General features: G+C 40.9%; 18 protein-coding genes. 15 read left to right on the top strand and 3 right to left on the bottom strand.

The features are described from left to right. Positions 1–228 precede the first annotated feature (228 nt). The gene (locus V3595_RS08265; protein WP_485906497.1) at positions 229–1,035 is read right to left on the bottom strand and encodes a GntR family transcriptional regulator; all 807 of its coding nucleotides are present in this window, start codon (positions 1,033–1,035) and stop codon (positions 229–231) included. An 858-nt stretch (positions 1,036–1,893) separates the two neighbouring features. On the opposite strand from V3595_RS08265, the gene V3595_RS08260 reads away from it, so the two are divergent. The 7 genes from V3595_RS08260 to V3595_RS08230 all read left to right on the top strand — a co-directional run bounded on the left by V3595_RS08260 (position 1,894) and on the right by V3595_RS08230 (position 10,826). Further along, a complete protein-coding gene (locus tag V3595_RS08260; RefSeq protein ID WP_485906495.1) occupies positions 1,894–3,492 on the top strand; it encodes a long-chain-fatty-acid--CoA ligase in 1,599 nt (532 codons plus the stop codon). Positions 3,493–3,585: 93 nt separating this feature from the next. After that, positions 3,586–4,854, top strand: coding sequence for an MFS transporter (locus V3595_RS08255; protein ID WP_485906493.1), 1,269 nt, complete (start codon positions 3,586–3,588; stop codon positions 4,852–4,854). A gap of 100 nt (positions 4,855–4,954) precedes the next feature. Further along, positions 4,955–6,127 carry a thiolase family protein gene (locus V3595_RS08250; RefSeq protein WP_485906491.1) on the top strand — a complete coding sequence of 391 codons (1,173 nt, stop codon included), beginning with the start codon at positions 4,955–4,957 and terminating at the stop codon, positions 6,125–6,127. A 137-nt stretch (positions 6,128–6,264) separates the two neighbouring features. Next, positions 6,265–7,413, top strand: coding sequence for an acyl-CoA dehydrogenase family protein (locus V3595_RS08245; protein WP_485906489.1), 1,149 nt, complete (start codon positions 6,265–6,267; stop codon positions 7,411–7,413). A 70-nt stretch (positions 7,414–7,483) separates the two neighbouring features. Next, complete coding sequence (locus tag V3595_RS08240; RefSeq protein WP_485906487.1) at positions 7,484–8,668, top strand: thiolase family protein; 1,185 nt, start codon at positions 7,484–7,486, stop codon at positions 8,666–8,668. An 86-nt stretch (positions 8,669–8,754) separates the two neighbouring features. After that, complete coding sequence (locus V3595_RS08235; RefSeq protein WP_485906485.1) at positions 8,755–9,159, top strand: PaaI family thioesterase; 405 nt, start codon at positions 8,755–8,757, stop codon at positions 9,157–9,159. Positions 9,160–9,221: 62 nt separating this feature from the next. Continuing rightward, positions 9,222–10,826, top strand: coding sequence for a long-chain-fatty-acid--CoA ligase (locus V3595_RS08230; protein WP_485906483.1), 1,605 nt, complete (start codon positions 9,222–9,224; stop codon positions 10,824–10,826). Positions 10,827–10,921: 95 nt separating this feature from the next. Here the strand turns inward: V3595_RS08230 and V3595_RS08225 are convergent, their stop codons facing one another. Beyond that, on the bottom strand, positions 10,922–11,674 hold the full coding sequence (locus tag V3595_RS08225) for a hypothetical protein (protein ID WP_485906481.1): 753 nt from the start codon (positions 11,672–11,674) through the stop codon (positions 10,922–10,924). Between the two features lie 360 nt (positions 11,675–12,034). On the opposite strand from V3595_RS08225, the gene V3595_RS08220 reads away from it, so the two are divergent. Further along, positions 12,035–12,607 (top strand): hypothetical protein, encoded by a 573-nt coding sequence (locus V3595_RS08220; RefSeq protein ID WP_485906479.1) that lies wholly within the window; start codon positions 12,035–12,037, stop codon positions 12,605–12,607. A 212-nt stretch (positions 12,608–12,819) separates the two neighbouring features. On the opposite strand, the gene V3595_RS08215 is transcribed toward V3595_RS08220, so the two are convergent. Then, a complete protein-coding gene (locus V3595_RS08215) occupies positions 12,820–13,236 on the bottom strand; it encodes a PaaI family thioesterase (RefSeq protein WP_485906478.1) in 417 nt (138 codons plus the stop codon). A 1,034-nt stretch (positions 13,237–14,270) separates the two neighbouring features. Between V3595_RS08215 and V3595_RS08210 the strand changes: the two genes are divergently transcribed. The 7 genes from V3595_RS08210 (at position 14,271) to V3595_RS08180 (ending at position 23,638) form a co-directional block, all read left to right on the top strand. Next, positions 14,271–15,125 (top strand): MurR/RpiR family transcriptional regulator, encoded by an 855-nt coding sequence (locus V3595_RS08210; protein ID WP_485906476.1) that lies wholly within the window; start codon positions 14,271–14,273, stop codon positions 15,123–15,125. Positions 15,126–15,159: 34 nt separating this feature from the next. Further along, entirely contained in the window at positions 15,160–16,290 is a 1,131-nt protein-coding gene (locus V3595_RS08205; protein ID WP_485906475.1) for an amidohydrolase, read from the top strand. 36 nt (positions 16,291–16,326) lie between these two features. Then, complete coding sequence (locus tag V3595_RS08200; protein ID WP_485906473.1) at positions 16,327–17,811, top strand: amino acid permease; 1,485 nt, start codon at positions 16,327–16,329, stop codon at positions 17,809–17,811. 156 nt (positions 17,812–17,967) lie between these two features. Next, the gene (locus V3595_RS08195; protein ID WP_485906471.1) at positions 17,968–18,798 is read left to right on the top strand and encodes a GNAT family N-acetyltransferase; all 831 of its coding nucleotides are present in this window, start codon (positions 17,968–17,970) and stop codon (positions 18,796–18,798) included. A gap of 97 nt (positions 18,799–18,895) precedes the next feature. Further along, positions 18,896–20,011, top strand: a complete 1,116-nt coding sequence (menC, locus tag V3595_RS08190; protein ID WP_485906469.1) for an o-succinylbenzoate synthase — start codon at positions 18,896–18,898, stop codon at positions 20,009–20,011. A 278-nt stretch (positions 20,012–20,289) separates the two neighbouring features. Further along, entirely contained in the window at positions 20,290–22,305 is a 2,016-nt protein-coding gene (locus tag V3595_RS08185) for a transporter substrate-binding domain-containing protein (RefSeq protein ID WP_485906467.1), read from the top strand. Next, positions 22,259–23,638 carry a sigma-54-dependent transcriptional regulator gene (locus tag V3595_RS08180; RefSeq protein WP_485906465.1) on the top strand — a complete coding sequence of 460 codons (1,380 nt, stop codon included), beginning with the start codon at positions 22,259–22,261 and terminating at the stop codon, positions 23,636–23,638. Before V3595_RS08185 ends, V3595_RS08180 begins: the two co-directional genes overlap by 47 nt. Positions 23,639–23,869 lie beyond the last annotated feature (231 nt).

Here is a 23,869-nt window from a genome sequence, read left to right as displayed (position 1 = left end):
GGAGTTGGTGTGCTCGTACAGGTATTACAAAAAACACAAACGATAGTTCGCTATCAGCAACATAACGGAAAAGTATATTACGGAATTTCCATAATGGGTTAGTTTATGATAATAAACATAATATCAAAACTGATTTATCAATATTAAGTACGACTGTCAAAAAAGGCTGTAGTTGATTTCTGTGAAATCTCTACAGCCTTTCTTTATTAATAATGATAGATTCTTATATCATGGAAAAGTCTCGTTATTTCCCGTTTCTTCGGGTAATGGAGGCATAGATTGAAGAGCATCTAGAATTTCGTTGCGCGCTCTATAGCGATGAGACTGCAACATAGTTCGTACAGCTTCAGGCTCGCCTGCTCGCATGACTGCTAAAATCGCCTTATGTTCAGTCACTGATCGTGTTGGCTTTGGTCGAAGCCCAATTGTGTATAAGCGTGCGCGATAGAGTTGGTCAGACTGACTGTCAACAATCCCTCTGAGGCGTGGGTTTTGAGCTAAATCAACAATATAATTATGAAATTGATCATCAAGTTCTGTCCATGCAAGCAGATCGTTTAGTTCTAGTGCCTTTTCTTGTTCTTCAATCAGATGCTCAAGTTGGTTTAACTCTTGGTGAGTAGCACGACCTGTAGCGAGTCTGCCTGCAACACCATCGAGCGCTTCCACCACTTCATAAATCTGTTGAAGATCATCTGCTACAAGTGGTGCAACAATAAAACCACGACGCGGTATGAGCCGTACCCAGCCTTCCGTTTCCAAACGGACAAGTGATTCACGTACAGGGGTCCTGCTCATGCCCAGGATTTCTGCCATTTCCCTCTCTAGCACAGTCTGTCCAGGGGGCAATTGAAGGTGGCGAATCGCATGTCGAACAGCTAGATAAGCACGTTGTGGCAATCGTGACTCTCCATTTACATCTAAATTAGATAAAAATGAACGAACAGCTAGAGAAAGGTCAGACTGATCTAGTCTTTTAACATTAGAATCAGGTGTTTGAGGTGTTTTTTGATTATTCATTTCATTATCACTCATCCCGACAAATTTCAAATTTTATGTAACACATAACCAAAAACTGTTGAGTAGGTTATGATTACCAAGGTTATATTATGACTTTACAAGTAAATCATAACAGAAAAACAATCACTCTCTCAATTGGTAAAATTGAAAAACAGATAATCTTGGTAAAGGTCATAAGTGATGATTATCTTATTATTTACAAAAAAAACACTCTATATCCAGAGGAATTGAGCCGATTTTAAACAACGGGGTTGCTGCGGCAGCCTCTTTTCTTATTCGACACATAGTTTTTATGAACTGTTCATCAAACATATACTAAGAGAGATACTAAAAAGTGAAAGAACGAGATATCTAGAGCTTTACAGGATGGTCCGATCGATTGAACCAGTTATGTGGCTTGGTTGATTCTTGGATTCAGCGCTGGAAAAATCAGTCTACGAATGCGCCTACGCTAAAAAGTCTTGGAATGGAGATTGAGCTCTTTATTTAATACACTCGTAAGCAAAGTTTAAATAAATATTACACTTGCCCATCCTTAGCTGGATGGGCTTGTCAAATTTTATAATACAGCATGATAAAATCAAAATCAGGATTTGTGAGTAGGTATAATCTATAATTATGAAAAAACCTACTTTTCACAATTGTTAGAAAACCAATCAGAGTTTGTTTGAAATTCAAAAATGAATTATTGGCATTTCGATGAATCCTCTACAGAAAGGCATTATATGCTAATAAAATTCATTAATGAATTGAATGTTTTTGATACTAAGCGATTTTACACAAAAGTAGGACTTGGCATGCAAGTTGCATAATCATATAAGTATAAAACAAACATGTGCGATATGAAATTCGTTTATGTGTGGAGGGATAATGGTGCGAAAAACGATAAATAAACCATGGGAGCAGTGGTATGTTGAAGGAATGAAATCTATGAAGCTACCGGAAATATCCGTCTATTCACTGCTTGAAATAACAGCAAGTAAGTTTCCACACCATACAGCCATCATTTATGAAGACCAGTTAATGGATTATGAGAATTTAAAATTGCAGGTTGACAAACTTGCTGGTAAATGGAGAGAAATGGGCTTTGTTAAAGGTGAACGGATTGGTCTGATGATGGCCAACCATCCTTATTTCATTATCAGTTATTACGCTGCCCAGGCACTAGGTCTGTTGGTTGTACAAATTAATCCCATGTATAAACCGCGGGAACTATTACAAATTTTAATAGACTCAAATACAAAGAATATTGTATTTGACCATACGGCCGCAGTTACAATCGAAGAAACGAAAACGATATTTGAATTTGATGTTTGCATTGATACGGAAAAAGATCAAAACAGCTCTTATTCCCTTCAAACGATGATTAAGACCGGTGACGCCATTAAGAAGCCCGAAATGATAAGCCCGCATGAAGATACTGCAGTCATCCAATATACTGGCGGCACCACTGGGAAGATGAAGGGTGTCATGCTCACTCACTATAATTTAACCTCCAATGTCGTGCAGAGCTTTGAAATGTATGGGGATTCCTTGAAACCTGGCGAAGAAATCGTTTTGGCAGCTACGCCCCTTTACCATGTTTATGCCATGACAAGTGCAATGAATCTAGGTATCTATATTGGAGCTGCCATCCTCTTATTTCCTAAATTCGAACTTGAAGATGTACTTGCAAAAATAAAAAAGCATCGTCCGACATTCTTCCCAGGAGTTCCAAAAATGTATAATGCATTCGTCAATCATCCTGGAATTGAAAACTATGGACTGAATTGTTTAAAAAGTTGTTCTTGTGGATCGGCGCCCCTGCCGGTTGAAGTAATTAAGCGATTTGAGGAGCTGACCGGTGCCAAAATAGGAGAGGGTTTCGGTTTGTCGGAGGCCTCACCCTCCACTCATCGTAATCCGCCTTTCGGAAAAAGGAAAATAGGAAGCATTGGCATCCCTTTTCCAGGTACGGACTGTATGATCATTGACGATGAAAATAATGAAGTGCCTAACACATGCGTCGGGGAGTTGCTCATAAAAGGCCCGCAAATCATGAAGGGTTATTGGAATAACGAAGCTGAAACCAAAAAGGCCTTACAGAATGACTGGCTATATACTGGCGATCTTGCTGTGATGGATGACGAAGGTTATTTCTATATCGTCGGCAGGAAAAAAGAAATGATCATCGTCGGCGGATTCAATATTTACCCGCAGGAGGTAGAAGGGGTTCTGTATGAACATCCAGCAATTAAAGAGGCAGCTGTTGTGGGCATCCCCCATAAAGAAAAAGGCGAAATAGTGAAAGCATTCATCGTACCTAAAGAAAGCGCTTCCGTGGATCTTGAAGAAATAGAAGGATATTGTTATTCCCAATTGACGCCTTATAAGGTACCAAAAGTATTTGAATTGAGAAAAGAACTTCCGCGAAATACAGTGGGTAAACTATTAAAAAGATTGTTAGTTAAAGAGGAATTAGAAAAGGATTGAAAGAGGGGGAATGTGGTTCCAACATATAAGTTGAAGCTTACGTTGGAAGGCATGCCAGATTGTGAACAAAAATAATGAAGAGGAGGGATTCATATGCGTTGGGTTGTTCTCATTCTATTATTCTTTGGAGCCGTCATCAATTTTGCAGATAAATCGATTGTAGGTCTCGCAGCTGTTCCCATCATGAAGGAATTCGATCTTACCTATGCGGAGTGGGGTCTTGTTGGAAGCAGTTATTATTGGCTCTACCCAGTAACAGGGATTTTTGGGGCAGCATGGGCCGATCGGCTGGGGGCTAAAAAGGTACTGGGATTCATCATGCTGACATGGACCGTTTTGCAATTTGGGGTCTTAGCCATCACCGCTCTTCCATTATTAATTCTATACAGGATTTTGCTGGGTGCATTCGAAGGGCCTTATAGCCCGATTGCTTACAGTCATGCCGATAAGTGGTTTCCGCCGAAACTGAAAGGCTTTGCCAATTCGGTGGTGGTTGGCGGAGGGACCGTTGGTGCGATGATCGTGGCACCGATCCTCGTTTACTTAATTACGATATTCGGCTGGAAGGTTGCCTTTGCCGCACTTGGTGCAGCAAGCCTTGTTTGGTTCTTCCTCTTTCAATTTTTAACAAAGGAAAATCCAGTTGAAGTATATGAAAACGTACAAAAGAAAAAGAAACAAAAACTTGAAAAAATAAAAGTGAAAGACTTTTTGCTGCTACTGGCCTCACCTACTGCTTTGTTTACTACACTAGCTTATTTTTCAACATATATTTTAGTTGTTTGGTTTTCAGTTTGGCTCCCGATTTATTTAGTGGAAGCCGTAAAAATGACTCCAGGTCAAATGGGAACAAGCGTTGCGATAATCGGAATCGTTTCCGTATGTATTTATATGGGTGTTTCGATGGCGTCCGATCATTTATTCAAGAAGAATCAGAATTGGCGATCATCAAGGGTATTCGTCGTCGCGGGCGCCATGATTCTTGGTGCATTGTTCTTTTCCTCAATCATGGTATTTCAAAATCCAATCTGGGTGATAGTCGCCATGTGTTTAGCAAAGGGCCTTACATATGCCATTTTACCGATCGGACCAACGATCATGATCAATGAAATGCAGGAGCGGGGGGGATTGATGACAAGCATCTTAACATCATCAGGAAATCTAGCGGGAATTGTTGCACCTCTATTAACTGGCTATATCATAAGTCTAGCTGGAGGAAATCAACTATTGGGTTATAATCTATCGATATTGTTCATGGCCATCCTTGTCCTGGCTTTTGGCATCCTGTTTGCCATATTCGTTAAACCGGCCGGGAAACTTAAAAATAAAAGTTCTGATAATTTTGACCTTAAGTCCTCATAAGCAGGGTCGAACCTGCCCTGCTTACATTCAATGAAACTAGTGAAGAGAAGGAATGCCTTCAAATAATGGTGTGAATAAAAGGAAAAGGAGCGGATGGAAAATGAATAGAGAAGCCGTCATAGTTTCTGCAGTTCGAACAGCAATTGGAAAGCAGGGAGGTGCACTTGCATCGGTTCCTGCCCATGTATTTGGAGCAGAAGTGATGAAAGAAGCCTTGAAACGAGCGAATGTCGAACCTCGAATGATAGATGATGTAATCATGGGGAATGTGTTAAGCGGGGGTGGAAACATTGCCAGGTTAACTGCACTGGAAACTGGCCTCTCAATTCATCTTCCAGGACTGACTGTCGACCGTCAATGCGGCTCGGGAATAAATGCTGTCAATTTGGCTGCACAAGCGATCCGGGCTGGCGAAGGCGATGTCTATATCGCCGGTGGGGTCGAGAGCATGAGCAGGGCGCCATACTTGATGGATCGTCCGGAAAAAGCATACAGTGCAAAGCCACCACAGTTCAGAAAGTCACGGTTGTCCCCGAAAGAGATCGGCGATCCCCCGATGGGAATCACGGCTGAAAACTTAGCGGAAAAATATGAGGTCAGCAGGGAAGAACAAGATGAATTCGCTCTACAAAGCCAAAAAAATATGGCCAGAGCCGTGGAAGAGGGCCGTTTTAATGAGCAAATTGCGCCTATTTACATTCCCGTCAGAAAAGGTGACGATATCGAATTTAAATTGGATGAACATCCACGACCGCAAATAACGAAAGAAGGGCTAGCCAAATTATCACCTGCGTTTTTAGAAGGCGGGTCCGTGACTGCAGGCAATAGTTCGGGATTGAATGATGCCGCATCAGCATTGGTCATCATGTCGAGGGAAAAAGCGGTGGAATTGGGGATTAAGCCTTTAGCATTGATCAGGGCACAGGCCGTTGCAGGGGTAGATCCAAATTATATGGGAATAGGACCTGTTCCCGCTATAAGAAAGGTAATGGAGAAATCAGGGCTTTCCTTAAATGAAATGGACATCATTGAAATTAATGAAGCATTCGCCGCTCAAGTCATTGCTTGCAATCGGGAGCTTGATATGAATCCCGCCAGAGGGAATGTGAACGGGGGAGCCATTGCACATGGACACCCACTAGGTGCGACGGGTGCCATCCTCATTACGAAAGCGGTTTATGAATTGAAGCGTTCTGCCGGAAGGTTTGCTCTTATTACGGCTTGCATTGGAGGCGGACAGGGAATTGCTACGATAATTGAACGTGAAGCTTGAATTTGTAAGTGTGTTTAGCAGAATACATTGAATTCCGTTAAATGGTTAGATGACACAGCATTCAGCTCTATATGCCCTATTAAGAAAACTTGTACAATGGCTGCTATACATGAACAGACCTAAGGAGGAATAAACTGATGACAATCACTTTAACCAAGGAAATGCAGCAAATGAAGGAAATGATCCGTAATTTTGTTGAAAGGGAAGTCGAGCCTTACGCCATACAAATTGAAGAAGAAGATGCCATCCCGGAGCATTTGGTGGAAAAAGCAAAAGATCTTGGCTTATTCGGGATAAGCATTCCCGAACAATACGGTGGAATTGGCTTGAATGCTGTTGGAAAGGCTACCGTATTAGAGCAGTTAGGAAGGACCCATAATGGATTTGTTTCATTAATAAGCGCCCACACCGGGATTGGCAGTACAGGTCTTGTTAAGCTTGCATCCGAACATTTGAAAAATAAATATTTGCCTGAAATGGCAGCAGGCACGAAAATTGGCGCCTTTGCTTTATCTGAACCAGGAGCGGGATCGGATGCAACCAATTTGGCAACAAGTGCAGAAAAGAAGGGTGATTACTGGGTGATGAATGGGACGAAACATTTCATCACGAATGGGCCGATAGCTGATGTTTATACCGTATTCGCTTTAACGGATAAAGATAAAGGGGCAAAGGGAGGGATTACAGCTTTTTTAGTAGAAAGAGATTTTCCCGGTTTAATTGTCGGCAAAAAGGACAAAAAAATGGGGTTAAGGGGATCATATACCTCACAGGTCATTTTCGAGGATTGTATCATACCTGAAGAAAATGTTATCGGCGAAGTCGGAATGGGATATATCTCTGCCCTGAAAATTTTAGGTGAAGGGCGTGTAGGTTTGGCTGCAAGATCAGTGGGATCAAGCGGTAAATTGATTGAATTATCAGCTAAGTATGCAAAAGAGCGCATTCAATTCGGCAAACCAATTGCGGACAACCAAGCGATTCAATGGATGCTTGCTGATATGGCAACCGAAACGGAAGCCGCAAGGGCATTGACGATGATGGCGGCACAAAAGATAGATGAAGGAAAAAAAGTGATCAAGGAAGCATCAATGGCAAAGCTGTTCGCTTCAGACGTTTTTAATCGGGTCGCGGATAAAGCGGTTCAAATTCATGGCGGAATAGGATATATGGCTGAATATCCAGTTGAACGTTTTTATCGGGATGCCCGCATAACGAAGATCTATGAAGGAACGAATGAAATCCAACGTTTAATCATAGCAAGGAATGTCTTGGAAGAGTGTTAATTTCTTACTGATTGATTCGGGCAGGTAGTCTTTTGCCTATGAATCTGGAATTTCAAGGGGGAGAAACGAAATGGGAGAAGATATCGTAATCGTTAGTGCTGTTCGAACACCAATTGGAAGGTACGGTGGAGCATTTAAAGAGATCAGTTCCGGTCATTTGGCAAGTATTGCCATCAAAGAAGCGATCAAGCGGGCGAATATTGCAGCAGAACAAGTGGATGAAGTCATTTTCGGGGAGGTTAGGCAAACGACCGAATCCTCGAATGTAGCGAGAGTGGCAGCTCTGCGCTCAGGGATTCCCGATTCGGCACCGGCTTTTACGGTAAACCGCTTATGTGCATCCGGAATGCAGGCCATCACCTCAGCAGCACAGCAAATAAGCTCAGGTCAAGCAAATATAGTCGTTGCCGGCGGTACGGAAAGCATGAGCCGCGCACCGCTTTATTTAAGAAGTGCCCGTTTTGGGGGAGACCGGACAAGGCTAGTGGATTCTAATACTGAAGCTGGACAGCAGCCTCAAGAAATTTATGGAAAAAGTTTAGGGATGGGAATTACCGCTGAAAATGTCTCACAGCGATACAACATTTCCAGGGAAGAACAAGATGCCTTTTCAGTGGAAAGTCAACGAAGAGCGGCGCAAGCGTTAAAAGAAGGAAAGTTCAAGGATGAGATCGTTCCTGTCCAGGTCTCTGACAGGAAGAGTACGGTTACCATTGAAACGGATGAATATCCACGCCCCGATACCACAATGGAAAAGCTTGCAAGCTTAAAACCGGCATTCAGGGAAAACGGAACCGTCACTGCAGGGAATGCTTGTGGCCGAAATGACGGGGCGGCTGCATTGATATTAATGAAGGCCAGTGAAGCGGAACGGTTGCAAGTACAGCCAATCGCAAAGATCGTCGATTGGGCGACTGTCGGAGTTTCTCCTGAATTGATGGGAATTGGTCCAGTACCAGCCGTTGGAAAACTTATGGAGCGCACCGGGAAAAAAGTTGAAGAAATTGGGCTTTTCGAATTAAATGAAGCGTTCGCTTCACAAGCATTGGCAGTAATCAGGGATTTATCACTAGATGAAAACAAGGTGAATGTAAACGGAGGCGCCATTGCACTTGGGCACCCAGTCGGATCGACGGGCGCCCGGATTGTGACAACGCTAATACATGAACTGATTCGCAGGAAAGAAAGATATGGAGTTGCTACACTTTGTGTTGGCGGCGGACAGGGAATGGCTATCATGATTGAAACGATTTAGGCCAACGATAAAGGAGTGGAAACCCTATACTTTTCTGCTCCTTTCCGTATATAAGTTGAATCGCGCATAAGTGAGGGGGAGAAAGATTGCCAGTTGAAGTGGAGGATATTCGGAATCAATTCGAAAGTAGTGCATTCTTTTCACATATAGGGTTTGAAATCATTCGGTTTAAAGAAGGGAATGTAACAATAAAGCTAAACATTGAAGAACATTTACTTAATGTTAATGGATCACTGCACGGGGGCATTCATGCTACCATGCTGGATACCATTCTAGGAATGGTGACTCGTTCCGTTACCAAATCTAAAGTTGTGACGACAAGCTTAACTGTACATTATTTAGCCAGCATATCAAGCGGGGAACTATTCGCGGAAGCAAAAGTCCTTCAAAAAGGATACAAAATTGCCTTTACTGAAGGAGAAATAAAAGATACTGAAGGCAACATCATTGCAAAGGGCACAGGAATTTTTAAAATCATTCGTGATAAATGAGGCAAGGATATCAAGTCGGCTGACAAGTGACTATGCTCCATTTTACTAGAAAAGAATGAGGTGTGAAAAAATTGACTAGAGCTTGGCATGGATTTTATCCAAAAGAAACTCCTGCTGAAATTGATATTCCAACATTGTCATTATATGGACTCCTTGAACGTTCAGCCCAACTTTACCCAACCTGCAAAGCCGTAATAGATGGGGATCGGGAAATGACATATATGGAATTAAAGGATGCCTCAGATCGTTTTGCTGTGAATTTAGACAAACGAGGATTTCAAAAAGACGATCGCATAGCAATCATGCTTCCAAATTGTCTAGAATATATCATTGCCTATTATGCCATTCATCGTTTGGGAGGTATGGTCGTTCAAGTGAACCCACTGTATCGGTCTAGTGAATTGGGTTATATATTACGGGATTCAGAAGCCCATTGGTTCATTGGGCGTAAGGAACAGAGGGGAAAATTAGTGCTAACAAGTTTTTCTGATAGATTAACGTTCATATCTGCCGAGGAAATAATAGAAGGAACGGATTTATCAAGGAAAGATAAGGAACTTCCCGCCCTGGCTATCGACCCCAAGGAGGCTGTGGCTGTTCTTCAATATACAGGAGGGACTACAGGGAAATCAAAAGGGGTCATGCTTACGCATTTTAATTTGATCTCGAATGTATTCCAAGACTTTGCCTTCACGGCGAATGCGCTTCATCTCCAAAGGCCTGGCGAACGGATGCTTGGCTTGACCCCATTATTCCATGTGTTTGGTAATGGACGATTGAATAGTGCCATATATGCCGGATCAACTTATATCACATTAGAGAAATTTGAAATAGATAAGGTAGTGGATTTGATTCGAACACATAGGCCAACCATTTTTCCTGGTGTCCCGACCATGTATATTGCTTTACTGAATCACCCGGATATAACGGCTGACGATTTAAGCTGCTTTAAGTACTGCAGCTGTGGCTCTGCGCCGCTCCCGATAGAAATCATTCATCAGTTCGAAAAAAAATTCCGGGTTACAATATTGGAAGGTTTTGGAATGTCAGAAACATCTCCCACTACCCACCGCAATCCAGTCATAGGACAGAAAAAACAAGGAAGTATCGGAATTCCGTATCCCAATACCGATGCTAAAATCGTCGATCTGAAATCAGGTGTTGATGAATTGCCAGCAGGAGAAACAGGCGAACTGATCATTAAAGGTCCGCAAGTAATGAGGGGGTATTGGAAAAATCCAGAGGAAACGGCAACAGCTTTGCGAGATGGATGGCTTTACACTGGGGATATCGCGACGATGGATGAAGACGGATATTTTTATATCGTAGGCAGGAAGAAAGATATGATCATTGCAAGCGGTTATAATGTTTATCCAATTGAAGTCGAGGATATTATTTATCAGCATCCAGCCGTAAAAGAGACTTGTGTGTATGGAGTACCGGATTCATACCGTGGGGAAACGATAAAAGCGGTTATAGTCTTAAAGAAAGGAAAGTCAGTCTCGGAGCAGGAAATCAGGGAGTTTTGCATGCAACGATTGGCCAGATATAAAGTGCCGCGAAGTTTTGAGTTCAGGGAGCAACTGCCAAAATCAGCTGTCGGGAAAATATTGCGCAGAATATTAATGGAGGAAGCAACGCAGAGTCCTATTGCCGGAGAAAGATAAGCATATCAGTTATCGTAAGGGGGCTCAGATGAAACCTTAAATAAGTGAAACCTTTTTTCGAGGTTCCCCTTATTTAGGGTTTATAGACTATAAAACTACTTTCCTTTTAGGGGAATTTCAAATGAAGTCCCATCCACCAGTAATTCATGAGACTCACCATCCGCTATATCATCGGTAGTGAATGAAAAGGAATCGAGCCGATCTAATTTTGCCTCTGGATCAATCAATAAACCAATTGTGCCTTTTCTCAATTCTCCTGGTTGGTAATCTGATCGACTTACTTTTTTGGTCCCTATAAAAGTATCCCCGGAATGGATGAAATTTTTAGAAGGCACATCATATGTAAGATCATCATTGAAAGTAACATTTTCCATGCTGAAGAACTGAAGTTCCTTCGAATCTCTATTTTCAACAGAATAAGTTATCTCTAGATAAGAAACCTCTTCATCGATATCCGTTTTAGACAACGCCGCCTGTTGATCGATATCCTCCATGGATAAATTCTCTTTATAATATACCGAATAGGCCTCTTCAAAACTCAATCCCGTATAGGACTTGAGCTCCTCCTTTGCTTCATCTGTGAGTGATGATAATTGAATCCTGCGGATATCCTTGACTGTGATGGCCATGGGTGCCAATTCAAATGACTCACTAATAGACTTCGTTTCTAGTAATGTGAATGTTCCCCAATTTTTTTGGCGAACCTTATCGCCGACTTTTTTAAGATGGATCCCGCCATATTCCTCCACCTCAGGAATTTTGGATTCCTTGGCTTCCGCATTTTTCCCTTTTTCAGTTTTATCGCGTTCGAAATAATTGAAGGCAATTACACTTAAACAAATAAGCAATAACCCAACAATTGTTGAAATGATCCATCTTTTACGGATACTTCATCACTCCTTGTCTTAAACCGTTGATGTCACAGTATAATATACTATTTTTTTTGCAAATGAAAGAAAGAAGAGTACCTGTAGATTGATCCTTTTGATTACTAGAACAAATTCCATGTTCCTCCAAATAATTCGAAGTTCCCTGTCCAAATAATGATTTCTCAGCTACAGTACAAGCCGTTTTATAAAAAAGTAATATCATATAACAAAGGGGAAATCTTGAAAAAATGAGAACATGCTTTTATTCTTCTATTGTTTTTTCATCCCTGGAACCCAATCTCTCTAGTAAAAAATTAAAAAAAAGGAGACGCTTAGGGAATGTGGCCAATTAACAATGGTAAGGAAAGGATACATCAGCCGAATAAAAGTGTAATGCTGTCCCGGCAAGAGATACAAGCCATTGAATCCTGGATATCTCAAATGGGGAAATTCCAATTTTATAAAACCGCTGGACAAAAAATATCTACTGCCAGAAAAACGCTAAAGTTCAAGTATAAAATCATTGGGCATGGATTTAACCGAGTCGTCTATGATTTAAATAATGGCTATATATTAAAAATTGCATTTTCAGAAGTAGGATTAATCAGCAATGCAAATGAAGCCTATATATATAATAACTGTAATGAGAAAGTCAAAAAGTATTTATGTCCGGTTAAGGAGTATGGGACGGGCTGGATTATCATGAAGAAGGTGGACACGAAAGTTCCGTTTGCAATCAAGGAATATACGAAACTGATCAAGTTGGAATTAAATTTCCTAAGGTACGGTATTATTCCAATAGATTTGCGTTTAGATAATGTCGGATATAACGAGAATGATGAAATGGTTGTCACTGATTACGGTCTATTCACCATAGATCTCAAAAGCCCTGTGCTGCGGTGGTTTGTTTAATGATGGGGATATCTTCAAGAAAATATATAATGGAGATCACAATGAAGTGATTAGACGAAGTGCTGAATCTTGTGAGCCGTTCTTTAGAGTTGTCTAATTACAAGAAATACAGTTGATCTAATTGCAACCGGTAAAGAGATTTAATCGAATTATCTAAATGAAAGAAGCATGTTACGAAGGGCTTATTTGTGCAACATGCTTTTTTATCCGGTTTAAAGGACCATAATTGATGACACAACGCTTGCCACTTTTTTATCATTTTGAAATAAATCTGCGAGTACATAAGCTGTTTTTTTTCCGATTCGGTCCACTTTTGCTTCAACCTGTACGTCCCCTAATCTTACTGGTCGATGAAAGGTAGTATGTAAATCAATGGATGCGAATGATTGTCCGATACTTAATTTAGATGATATCGCATAAGCCATTATAATATCTGCTGCAGAAGTGACAAAACCACCCATTGCTACACCATTTCCGTTTATAAATTTTTCATCTACTTTCCATAGTCCCTTTGCAATTCCATCCTCGGCATAATTTGCTTCAATCTGTAACGTTAAGTCACAATTCGGAGGCTGTTTCCCCTCTGTTAAAACTTGTAAAAGTTCGTTTCCTTTAAATGATTCCCCCATTAAATTGCCCCCCTTGAATAAGTTGAAACTACAGAATATTCTAACATATATCCTGATGTTAAGTGTCAATGAAGTTGTTAACTTTACAAATAAAGTAATTAAAGATTGAAATCACTTATGAAAGATTTAATGTTATATGAATTTCTAAAATGAATAAAAGGTTTTCTCTGTTATCGCAGTTGTTACGAATTTTGGAGGAACACCTTCAAGTTTGTTGACAAAAGGGGCTCGGAATGGTCAGACACCGAACCATGAAATGTTATTTGGTGGTGGACTTGATTTCCACTCCAGGTACTCGCTTTCCGCGGGCGGTCCCGGGAGCCTCCTCGGCTTCTGCCTGCGGGGTCTCCCCTAGACACGCTTTTCCCGCAGGAGTCTCGCACCTTCCGTTCCAATCAACTTTGTATAAAAAATTCAGATAGAAACCCTTTTGTCTAAAAAGGTGGTTTCGGAACAGTCTTACCCCCGATCCATGATTTTAAAAGAAAACTTGGTTATCGTTCATGTTTTTTTACTTTTTTAAATGGATGAAACCCTCATTGGATATTTGAAATCAACGGGACCGTTTTTAAATAAAAAACTGCAGTCTTTACTCATTCCGAACCAAGTTTAAGAACAGGTTATCCTAATGGTTTTTTCTGTAATCCTTATTGGATTGAAGAAATTTGCGACACCCCTGCCGATAACTGGCTAGCCAAGACCCCGCAGGCGCTTGCGTCGAGGAGGCTCGACAGATAAGTCGGCGGAAAGGGAGCGGAATTCTGAAAACAACTGGAATTTTTTCGAAATAAAAAACTGCAGGCAAAACGGTCTTTTATTCGAATTTGTCTACAGTCTACTTTCTTAATAGTCATTTTTTTGCTTACTATCTGATGGCAAATTGGTGCTTGAAATTTGAAATTATTAATTATCAAAAAAATCAAAAAATCTTCTTCTTTTTCTAATTAAATTGTGATAGTGTATAAAACAAAGAAGTATTACCTTCATCATTTTATTAAAAAGAAGTATTTAATTCATCAGAAAGGAGTGATATTGTGGAAAATCTTCCATTTAAATTATTAGTGAAAGAAAGATTTGACCATCTATCGACAGGTCAAAAAAAGGTTGCCGCTTACCTGATTGAAAATTTGGATCAAGCTGCCTTTAAAACGGCTTTTCAAATTGGGCGGGAAGCGGAGGTTAGTGAAACGACGGTCATTCGGTTTTCCTATTCATTAGGATTTGAAGGGTTTAGTAAAATGCAGGACAGAATTCAAAAACAGCTGCTGCACCAAAATCAAACGGATATATCCAATAGTGATTCCATTCTTAGCATTGATGACAAGCAAGATCCATTTACCAAAGTGATAGAAAACGAGGTTCATATTTTAAGGCATCTATTAGATCATACGAACGTTCAGGATATATGGAAAGCGGTCGATGCCCTGATACAGGCTGACCAAATATTAATTGCAGGGCATCGAATTTCCCATGCCGCCGCCTATTGGTTCTCTTATACGCTAAGTTCATTAAGGGAAAATGTAAGTTTATGTTCACCAACAGGTGACTTCTATGAAAAGTTTTGTAATCTCACTAACAAGTCTGTGATAGTTGTATTTTCCCTTCCAAGATATGCGAATGAAACATTAAAAGTTGCGGAGTGTGCAAAAGAACAAGGAGTTTGTTTAATTTCAGTTACAGACCGCCTCCTGTCACCTGTTGGCCGCATCTCTGATATTGCACTGACAACTGAAGAAAACGCAGAAACCGGAACGAATTCAATCGCTTCCGTCATTAGCTTATTGGACTTGGTTATTGCAGGCATACATCAAAAAGACGCAAAACGGATATATACCCATCAGCAAAAATTAGAAAGGCTATATTCAAGTTATGAAGTGTTTAATGAATGAGTTTAAATTCATGTAAAGGGGGAGGTGCATCATTATGAACCCGATTCAATATATTGATCAGCATCAAGAATTATTGATAAAGTCCTATCATGACCTGCATTCCTTGGCTGAGCCAAGCTGGCAGGAGGAAAGAACGTCTAGCTATATATTAAATGGTCTTAGGGAAGCGGGAATAACCGTAAAAACATTTCATAGTCATTATGGAATCATTGCCGAGATTCCAGGCATCTCAAAAAAGGTTGTGGCATTAAGGGCTGATATGGATGCGCTTGTTCAGGAAGTAGATGGAGTTGTAAAGGCAAATCACTCATGTGGACACGACGCACATAGCACAATGGTTTTATATACAGCATTGGCCATTGCCTCCAGCGGAATCCGGCCTAAACACACTCTCCGATTCATATTTCAGCCTGCGGAAGAAAAAGGGGAAGGCGCTCTTCAAATGATCAATGATGGCGCGTTGGAGAATGTTACATATTTATTCGGGATACATGTAAGACCCAGTACGGAAGTTCCTTATATGAAGGCTTCCCCCGTCATTGTCCATGGCTCAGCCGAAACAATAAGGGGAACAATCAAAGGCATTCAGGCCCATGCATCCCGTCCGCAAGATGGAATAAATGTAATCGAGGCAGCAGCTTTGCTTGTCCAAAAATTACAGCAGATTAATCTGGAAACCGAAACTCCTTATTCCATCAAAATGACTCAATTTGAAACAAACAACAAAGCATCAAACGTCATCCCGGAAACAGCTGTCTTTGCTATTGATGCCAGAGCGCAGTCAAATGATGTAATGAATGAACTGAATCGCTTAACGAAGGATGCTATTGACCAGACAATGGAACAAACTGAATCATCCATCTCCTGGTCTGCGGAAGAATTTGTCCCCGCTGCGACCTTGCATGAAAAAGCGATCAAGCTGGCTGAGGCCGCAATAGGAGATATCCTTGGGGCGGAAAATGTCGTTCCGGTCTGCGTTTCTCAAGGAGGCGAGGATTTTCATTTTTATACAGCCAAAAATCCTGAATTAACAGCAACCATGATAGGGTTAGGCTGCGATCTAACGCCTGGTCTGCACCATCCGGATATGATGTTTAATTTAAAAGCACTTATTTATGGAACGAAGATTTTAATTAACACAGTAATGATGACGGCAGGAGAATAAAATTTTTCACTTAAAAAATTAATGAAGGGGTGTTTTATGGAAAATACCGCACAAACATCACAAACCGGGGACCAAACAGCTGCTGAAGAAAAACAACTGGAGCGAAAACTCAAACCAAGGCATCTTTCCATGATCGCAATCGGCGGAACCATTGGAACAGGGCTATTTTTAGCAAGCGGTTCCATTATTCATACTGCGGGTCCTGGAGGAGCTGTAGCTGCCTATATAATTGCCGGAATCATGGTTTACTTCCTGATGACAAGCTTAGCCGAAATGGCTGCCCTTATTCCTATCACAGGCTCTTTTAGTACCTATACATCAAGGTTTGTCGATCCGGCTTTAGGATTTGCGATCGGTTGGAACTATTGGTATAACAATGCAATCGTAGTCGCGTTGGAATTAGCAGCTTCCTCCCTTATTATGAAATATTGGCTTCCTTCTGTTCCGGGCATCATTTGGAGCGCATTATTTCTTGCACTCATATTTGGCCTGAATATTTTATCGGTAAAAGGATATGGAGAATCAGAATTCTGGTTTGCCATTATAAAGGTTTTGACGATTATCATCTTTATAGCAGTAGGGTTATTAATGATTGTAGGAATCATGGGAGGGGATGCCGTAGGTTTTGAAAATATCACCAAAGGGGAGGCACCGTTTAAGGGAGGCTTTTTATCCATTATAAGTGTCTTTATGGTGGTCGGGTTTGCCTTTCAAGGCACCGAGTTAGTAGGAATTGCGGCCGGCGAGAGTGAAAACCCAAGAAAAAATATACCAAAGGCCATTAAGCAAATCTTCTGGAGACTGCTCCTGTTTTATGTATTGGCAATAATCGTGATTGGATTTTTAATAAGCTATAATGATCCGCGTTTGTTAAGCTCGGATATTGAAGATATTGCGGTAAGTCCCTTTACGCTAGTTTTTCAAAACGCTGGGCTTGCCATCGCTGCCTCCGTTATGAATGTGGTCATTCTTACTTCCGTACTTTCTGCGGGCAATTCGGCCATGTACGGAGCTTCTCGCGTGCTTTGGGTGCTGGCGAAAGAAGGCAAAGCCCCTTCGTTTCTAAAAAAAGTGAATTCAGGCGGCATTCCAGTGAACGCTGTGTACTTTTCTACCATCGTTGGGATGGCAGCTTTCCTGACCTCTTTTTTCGGTGAAGGCACGATTTATACTTGGTTATTGAATGCTGCAGGATTATCCGGCTTTTTATCCTGGTTAGGAATTTCGATTACACATTATCGATTCCGGAAGGCATATATTGCACAAGGAAGAGATTTGAAAGATTTGCCATATGTATCAAAATGGTATCCATTCGGTCCAATATTAGCGACATTTTTATGTTTTACGGCTATCCTGGGACAAAATTACTCTGCATTTTTCGGTCCTGAGATTGACTGGTATGGAATTTTAATTTCTTATATCGGGCTCCCATTATTTTTCCTGGCTTTTCTAGGTTATAAAATTGTAAAGAAAACAAAAATGACTCCATTGCAAGAGGCTGATTTCAGTAAAGTGGAATAATTTCTTTTGTTGAAAAATAAGAGAGTATTTCGTAAACATAAAGTATTTAAATGATAGCTCCAGCGCCTTGCACGATAATCCGTCAGCTGTGGAACTAACTTGTCCATCTTATGTTGGGTCGATCAAGGCGCTTGTGCTTTTCATAGGAGGTTAACCATGACGAATACACATGAAATTGCAATTCGTTCTCTTCATCGAATTGAAGAGCTAGAGGAAGTAAGAAAGCTAGAATCCGCCATTTGGGGAGAAACCGACTCAATCCCTTCACACCAAACCATAACTGCTGTGAAAAACGGCGGTTTGGTTATAGGAGCTTATTGCGAGGAGAAGCTGATTGGATTTCAATACAGCTTTCCGGGATTCAATGGGCAATCAGCCTATCTTTGCTCACATATTCTAGGAATTGATGAGCAATTTCGCAACAAAGGTATAGGGGAAAAGTTAAAGTCAGCACAACGTGAGGAGGCGATAAAGCTCGGATATTCACTTATTACCTGGACATACGATCCATTAGAAAGTGTTAATGGGTACTTAAATATAGCCAAGCTTGGCGGGGTATGTTCCACATATATACCAAACTGCTATGGTGAAATGGAAGATCTTTTAAACAGTGGCATTCCTTCTGATCGCTTTCTTGTCGAATGGCATATTGGTAAAAAGGAGAAAACGGATTCTAAAGGACAGGGAATACCGTTGGACTTTGTGATAGAAAACTCGCTTATCCAATGGGATGCCATTGAAGAGGGTGTGCCTGTTCCTTCTTTCACTCTTCCGCTGCCTGAACAAGAATGTGATACAGCTTTTGTGGCCATTCCAAAGGACTTCCGAACAATAAGAGTCACAAATATTCAAGCGTCCAATGAATGGCGGATGAAAACGAGGGACATTTTTAGCAATTTATTTCAGCAAGGATGGCAGGTAACAGATTTTATGAAGAATTCCATGACGGAAATTCCTGTTCAGTTTTATGTGCTATCAAGGAAATAAGCAGGTTTATATTTAAATATGAATTAACAATAAGCTGCTGTCAGCTATTGAAAAAGACTGGGGTAAATAGTTTTATCCCCAAAAGGAGAATCTACTCGTGAAAATTAAACAAGTTATTTTAAGGCATCTGAAGCTTGACTTGCTTCACCCCTTTACAACTAGCTTTGCGACGGAATACAATCGGGATTTTATCCTTGTGGAAGCAAAAAGCGATGATGGCTTTTCCGGTTGGGCTGAATCGGTTGCGATGCTCGACCCTCTGTATAATGAAGAGACCTTAAAAACAAACTGGCATATACTCGAAGATTATCTAATTCCAATTATCCTTAAAAATGAAATCAAGCATCCTGATGAAATTTCCGAAAAATATTTCACCCATATTCGCGGCAATTACATGGCAAAAGCCGCTTTAGAGGGTGCTGTTTGGGATCTGTATGCTAAAAAACAGGGTGTTTCTCTTTCAAATGTGTTAGGTGGAACAAAAAAGAAAATTGAAGTGGGGGTAAGCATCGGAATAAAGGATTCGATTGATTCGACCCTAGATATAATTGAAGCTCGACTCGGTGAAGGCTATAAACGCTTTAAACTAAAAATCAAACCGGGCTGGGATGTTGAATTAATAGACAAGGTCCGAAAAGTATATCCTGAAATCCCGCTCATGGCAGATGCAAATTCAGCGTATACCTTACAAGATATAGACCGGTTATCCGCCTTGGATGATTTTAATTTAATGATGATTGAACAGCCGCTTGCCTATAATGATATAATTGACCATGCAGATCTACAGTCAAGGTTAAAAACACCTATTTGCCTGGATGAAAGCATTCACTCATTAGAGGATGCAAGGAAAGCTATTAAATTAGGCAGCTGTAAAATTATTAATATCAAGATTGGCCGTGTCGGAGGTTTAACTGAATCCAGGAAAATCCATGATTTATGTCTTGAACATGAAATTCCGCTATGGTGTGGGGGTATGCTGGAATCAGGCATTGGAAGAGCACATAATATTGCAATCACTTCACTGCCAAACTTCACTCTTCCTGGCGATACCGCAGCTTCCTCCCTCTATTGGGCAGAAGATATTACTGACCCTGAAGTTACAGTGGAAAACGGAATAATCAATGTTCCAGAATTGCCCGGTATTGGCTTTGAACCAAGCATGGAAAAAATCAATAAGTATACTATACACAGTCAAACCTATCATTTAAGTTAGAATGTTGATAGAAACGGCTAGGGTAGTTACTTCCTGCAACATCTATTTTCCTTACATATAGGCATGATTCCCGATAAAGGGAGCATGCCTTTTTTATCTGCAATTCATTTGCCATTTAAAATATATTGTAATTCAACTTTCTGCCATGTATGGTGTTATGAAATGCAGATTAGCTTTTCTTATATCCTTTAAAAAGTTATCATAATAGAGTCTTTGTACATTGTATATATACACATTTATGATACAAAACTGTATGGATGGAAAAAAGGGGTGAGGCGATGCGAAGTTTACATATTACCTGTGCCATTATAACCGTCTTCCTTTTCTTTTTTGGCTGTTTCTTTCCTATAGGAGTGCATTCGGAAGCTCAAAAAGTAATACGAGTTGCAGGGGATAATAACTTTCCACCTTTCGAATACTTGAGTGATTCGGGTGTTTATACCGGTTTTAACGTGGATATAATGAACGCCATTTCTATCGAGACTGGCATTAGGTTCGAATACTATCCTATGCCGTGGAACGAGGCAGTACAAGCTATGCGATCGGGAAGAGTGGATGCGATTCAAGGTATGAAGTTCAATCAGGAACGTGAAGAGATTTATGATTTTTCAGCTCCGTATTTCACAAGTTCACAGGGGATTTTTGTGTTGAAAGATAATATGTATATCCGAAAAATCGAAGATCTTAAAGGCCGGAAAGTAGCCGTACAAAAAGGAGATGTTGCAAGCGGTCTATTAAGTAAAGTCGATCGTTTGCAATTGGTGGAAACTAATAATCAACAAGAAGCCGTTCAGTCGCTGATCGACGGAAAAGTGGATGCTTTTATTGGAAATCGGATTACGGGTCAATATTTTCTACAGAAAAATGAGCAGCAATCACTCATTAAGATTGTCGGTGAGCCACTTGACACCACAAATTATGCTGTAGCAGTGATGCCGAAAAACAAAGAGTTGCTGACACTATTCAATCAGGCAATTTCTCAAATCAAGAAGGATGGAACGTATGAAAAGATAGAGAAAAAGTGGTTCGGGGAATATATCCTGCCAAATACTCAACGGCTACGCAAAACGCTGTTGTATTTGGAAATTGGTCTTATTCTTACCTTCATTGTGATTTCTCTCATCTTATGGTGGAATCTCAGCCTTAAACGAGAAGTGGCTAAGCGAACCGAGCAAATTGAGCACGTGAATAAAGACTTGGAAGAGAAGATGCTGCTTCTTGAGGAAAACATCAACTTTCAGCAGCAAGTATTAAACAGCGCCTATAGTTCGCTTATTACACTCAATCAGCAAGGTCTTGTATCGATGATTAATGTTAGGGCCATGGAATATTTGGGGGTGGACGGTAATGTTGTTAGAAAACGTTTTCAGGATCTTCCCACTGCCAGTTTCATCCCGGAAAAGGAGATTAAGGCAGCGTTAGAGAAAAAGAGAGTTTTCTTGCAAAAGGAAACGGTGTGGTCTCAGTATGCGAGCAAAAAAAGGCATATAACTTACAGCGTGTATCCAATTCAGACTATTGGGGGAGAAAGTGTAGGTGCGGTGTTGAATTTTTTCGATATTACGGAACAAAAACAACTGAAGAGAAAAGTTGCTCAGGATGACCGATTGCGTTCATTGGGTCAACTAGTGGCGGGTATCGCTCATGAAATAAGAAATCCGTTAACATCCATTCTTACCTATACGCAGTTGCTGCCGAAAAAATTTGCAAGCGCAGATTTCCGTACGTTCTTTTCCGAACAGGTTACTAGTGAAATTACCCGACTTAATGCATTGATAAACGATTTGCTCGATTATGCACGCCCTAAAAAATCAGAGCCTGTCACATTTTCGCTGAATGAGGCCATGGAAGGGATTGAGCTATTGCTTAAGCCGAAAATCAAAGAAAAAAACCTGAGCATTGTTCGTGAGTTCGCTGGAGACATTCAGGCAACTGCGGATACACAGCAGATCAAACAAGTACTGGTGAACGTCATTCTCAATGCCATTCAGGCGTCCGATATAGGGGAAACCCTTATTTTTCGGGCATATTATCGGGATATGTTCACTGTCGTTGAAATCGAGGATGAAGGAATCGGCATTTCGGAAGAAGACATTGATAAGATCTTTGAACCGTTTTACACCAGGAAACCAAACGGGGTCGGGCTAGGGCTTTCTATTACGTATCAGCTTGTCAAAGAAAACGATGGCATTATCGAGACAAGAAGTGAAGTAGGAAAGGGAACAGTATTGACCATTTGTTTACAGCATGAAAACAGAAAGGGTGAAGACGATGCACAATATCATGATTATTGATGATGAGCCAACCATTTGTCAATCACTTACGTTTGCATTGGAAGACCAGTATCACGTTTATTCGTTTACAGATCCACGTGAAGCACTCCCTCTTTTCGAAAGAGCAGAAATCGCCATCGTTTTGCTGGATTTGAAAATTGGGGGATACAATGGGATGGAAGTGTTAGAAGAAATCAAACGCCTCTCCCCCTCGACGGTTGTCATTATGATGACGGCCTATGGTACCATTCCATCTTCCGTAGAAGCAATGCGTAAGGGTGCGTTTTCATATGCGACAAAGCCGCTTCATATTGATGAATTGGAAGTGCTGATGCAAAAAGCAGAAGAAGTATACACCCTTCAGTCCAAAGTGAAATGGCTGAGTGAAGAATTGGATAAGGTGGCAGGTGTGAACGGCCTTATCGGTGAAAGTTTGGCAATGCGCAAAATATTCTCCCTAATCGAAAAAGTGAAGGATATCTATTCCAACATTCTCATAGAAGGGGAGAGTGGAACAGGTAAAGAAGTCGTCGCTAGAACGATCCATAATCAAAGCAAGCGCAGAAACAAAAAGTTTCAGGCTATTAATTGTGCCGCCATTCCGACTCACCTGTTGGAATCAGAATTATTTGGATACGAAAAGGGCGCATTTACAGGGGCGACACAGCGGAAATATGGACTTTTTGTGTTGGCGGAAGGAGGAACAATCTTTCTTGACGAAATCGGTGAGATGGATTTGGCGCTGCAGGGGAAAATTTTGCGCGTTCTACAAGAGAGAAAGGTAATGCCCGTTGGCGGGATAGAAGAAGTCAGCATCGATGTCCGGATCATTGCTGCGACAAACAGAGACTTGGTTAAAGTAGTAAAAGAAAATCGATTTCGTGAAGATTTATATTACAGATTAAATGTGATTCCGATTCACCTTCCGGCTTTACGTGAACGAAAAGAGGACATTCCTTTGCTGTTGGAATTTTTCATTGCAAAAATCGGTGATCGAATGGGAAAACCTGTAGAAGGAATTTCCCATGAAGCGCTGCAGCTTTTACAGCAATATGACTTCCCAGGAAATATTCGTGAACTGCAGAATGTAATTGAAAGAGCGATTGCGCTTACGAATGAGTCTTATATACAGAAAGCCGATTTACCTTCCGATATCCAAAAAAGCTCGCGCGCATTTTTCGGCAACACCTTAATCCCTGTCTATGTAGGCGAACCTCTTGAAGAAATAGAAAAAAGAGTGATTCTTCATAACCTTGCCGCTTTTAACGGTCATCAAAGGAGGACAGCCCAAACAATTGGCATCGGGGAGAGGACATTGCGGGACAAGTTGAAGAAATATCGTGAAGAAAAGTAGGCGGAAATTGCCGAGCGGCAATTTCCGCCTACTTTTTATTTTGAATATATATCATTTTTCCACTGTTTTTATGGTGATGGACCTGGCATGAAACTTGCTTAATTAAAATTTAGTAAACCATTAAGCAGAATGGAGGGAATATAGACATACACCATAATGGTCTACATTGCAGCGGAAGCAGGATGTTCAAAATGCATCAGGTAGTATAAGTCAAGCCTATCCAAGTTTAAC

Source organism: Bacillus sp. CFBP9009 (genome assembly GCF_036541465.1).
In the GTDB taxonomy this organism is placed as follows: Bacteria; Bacillota; Bacilli; order Bacillales; family DSM-1321; genus Peribacillus.
This window is presented reverse-complemented; position numbering and strand designations above follow the sequence as displayed.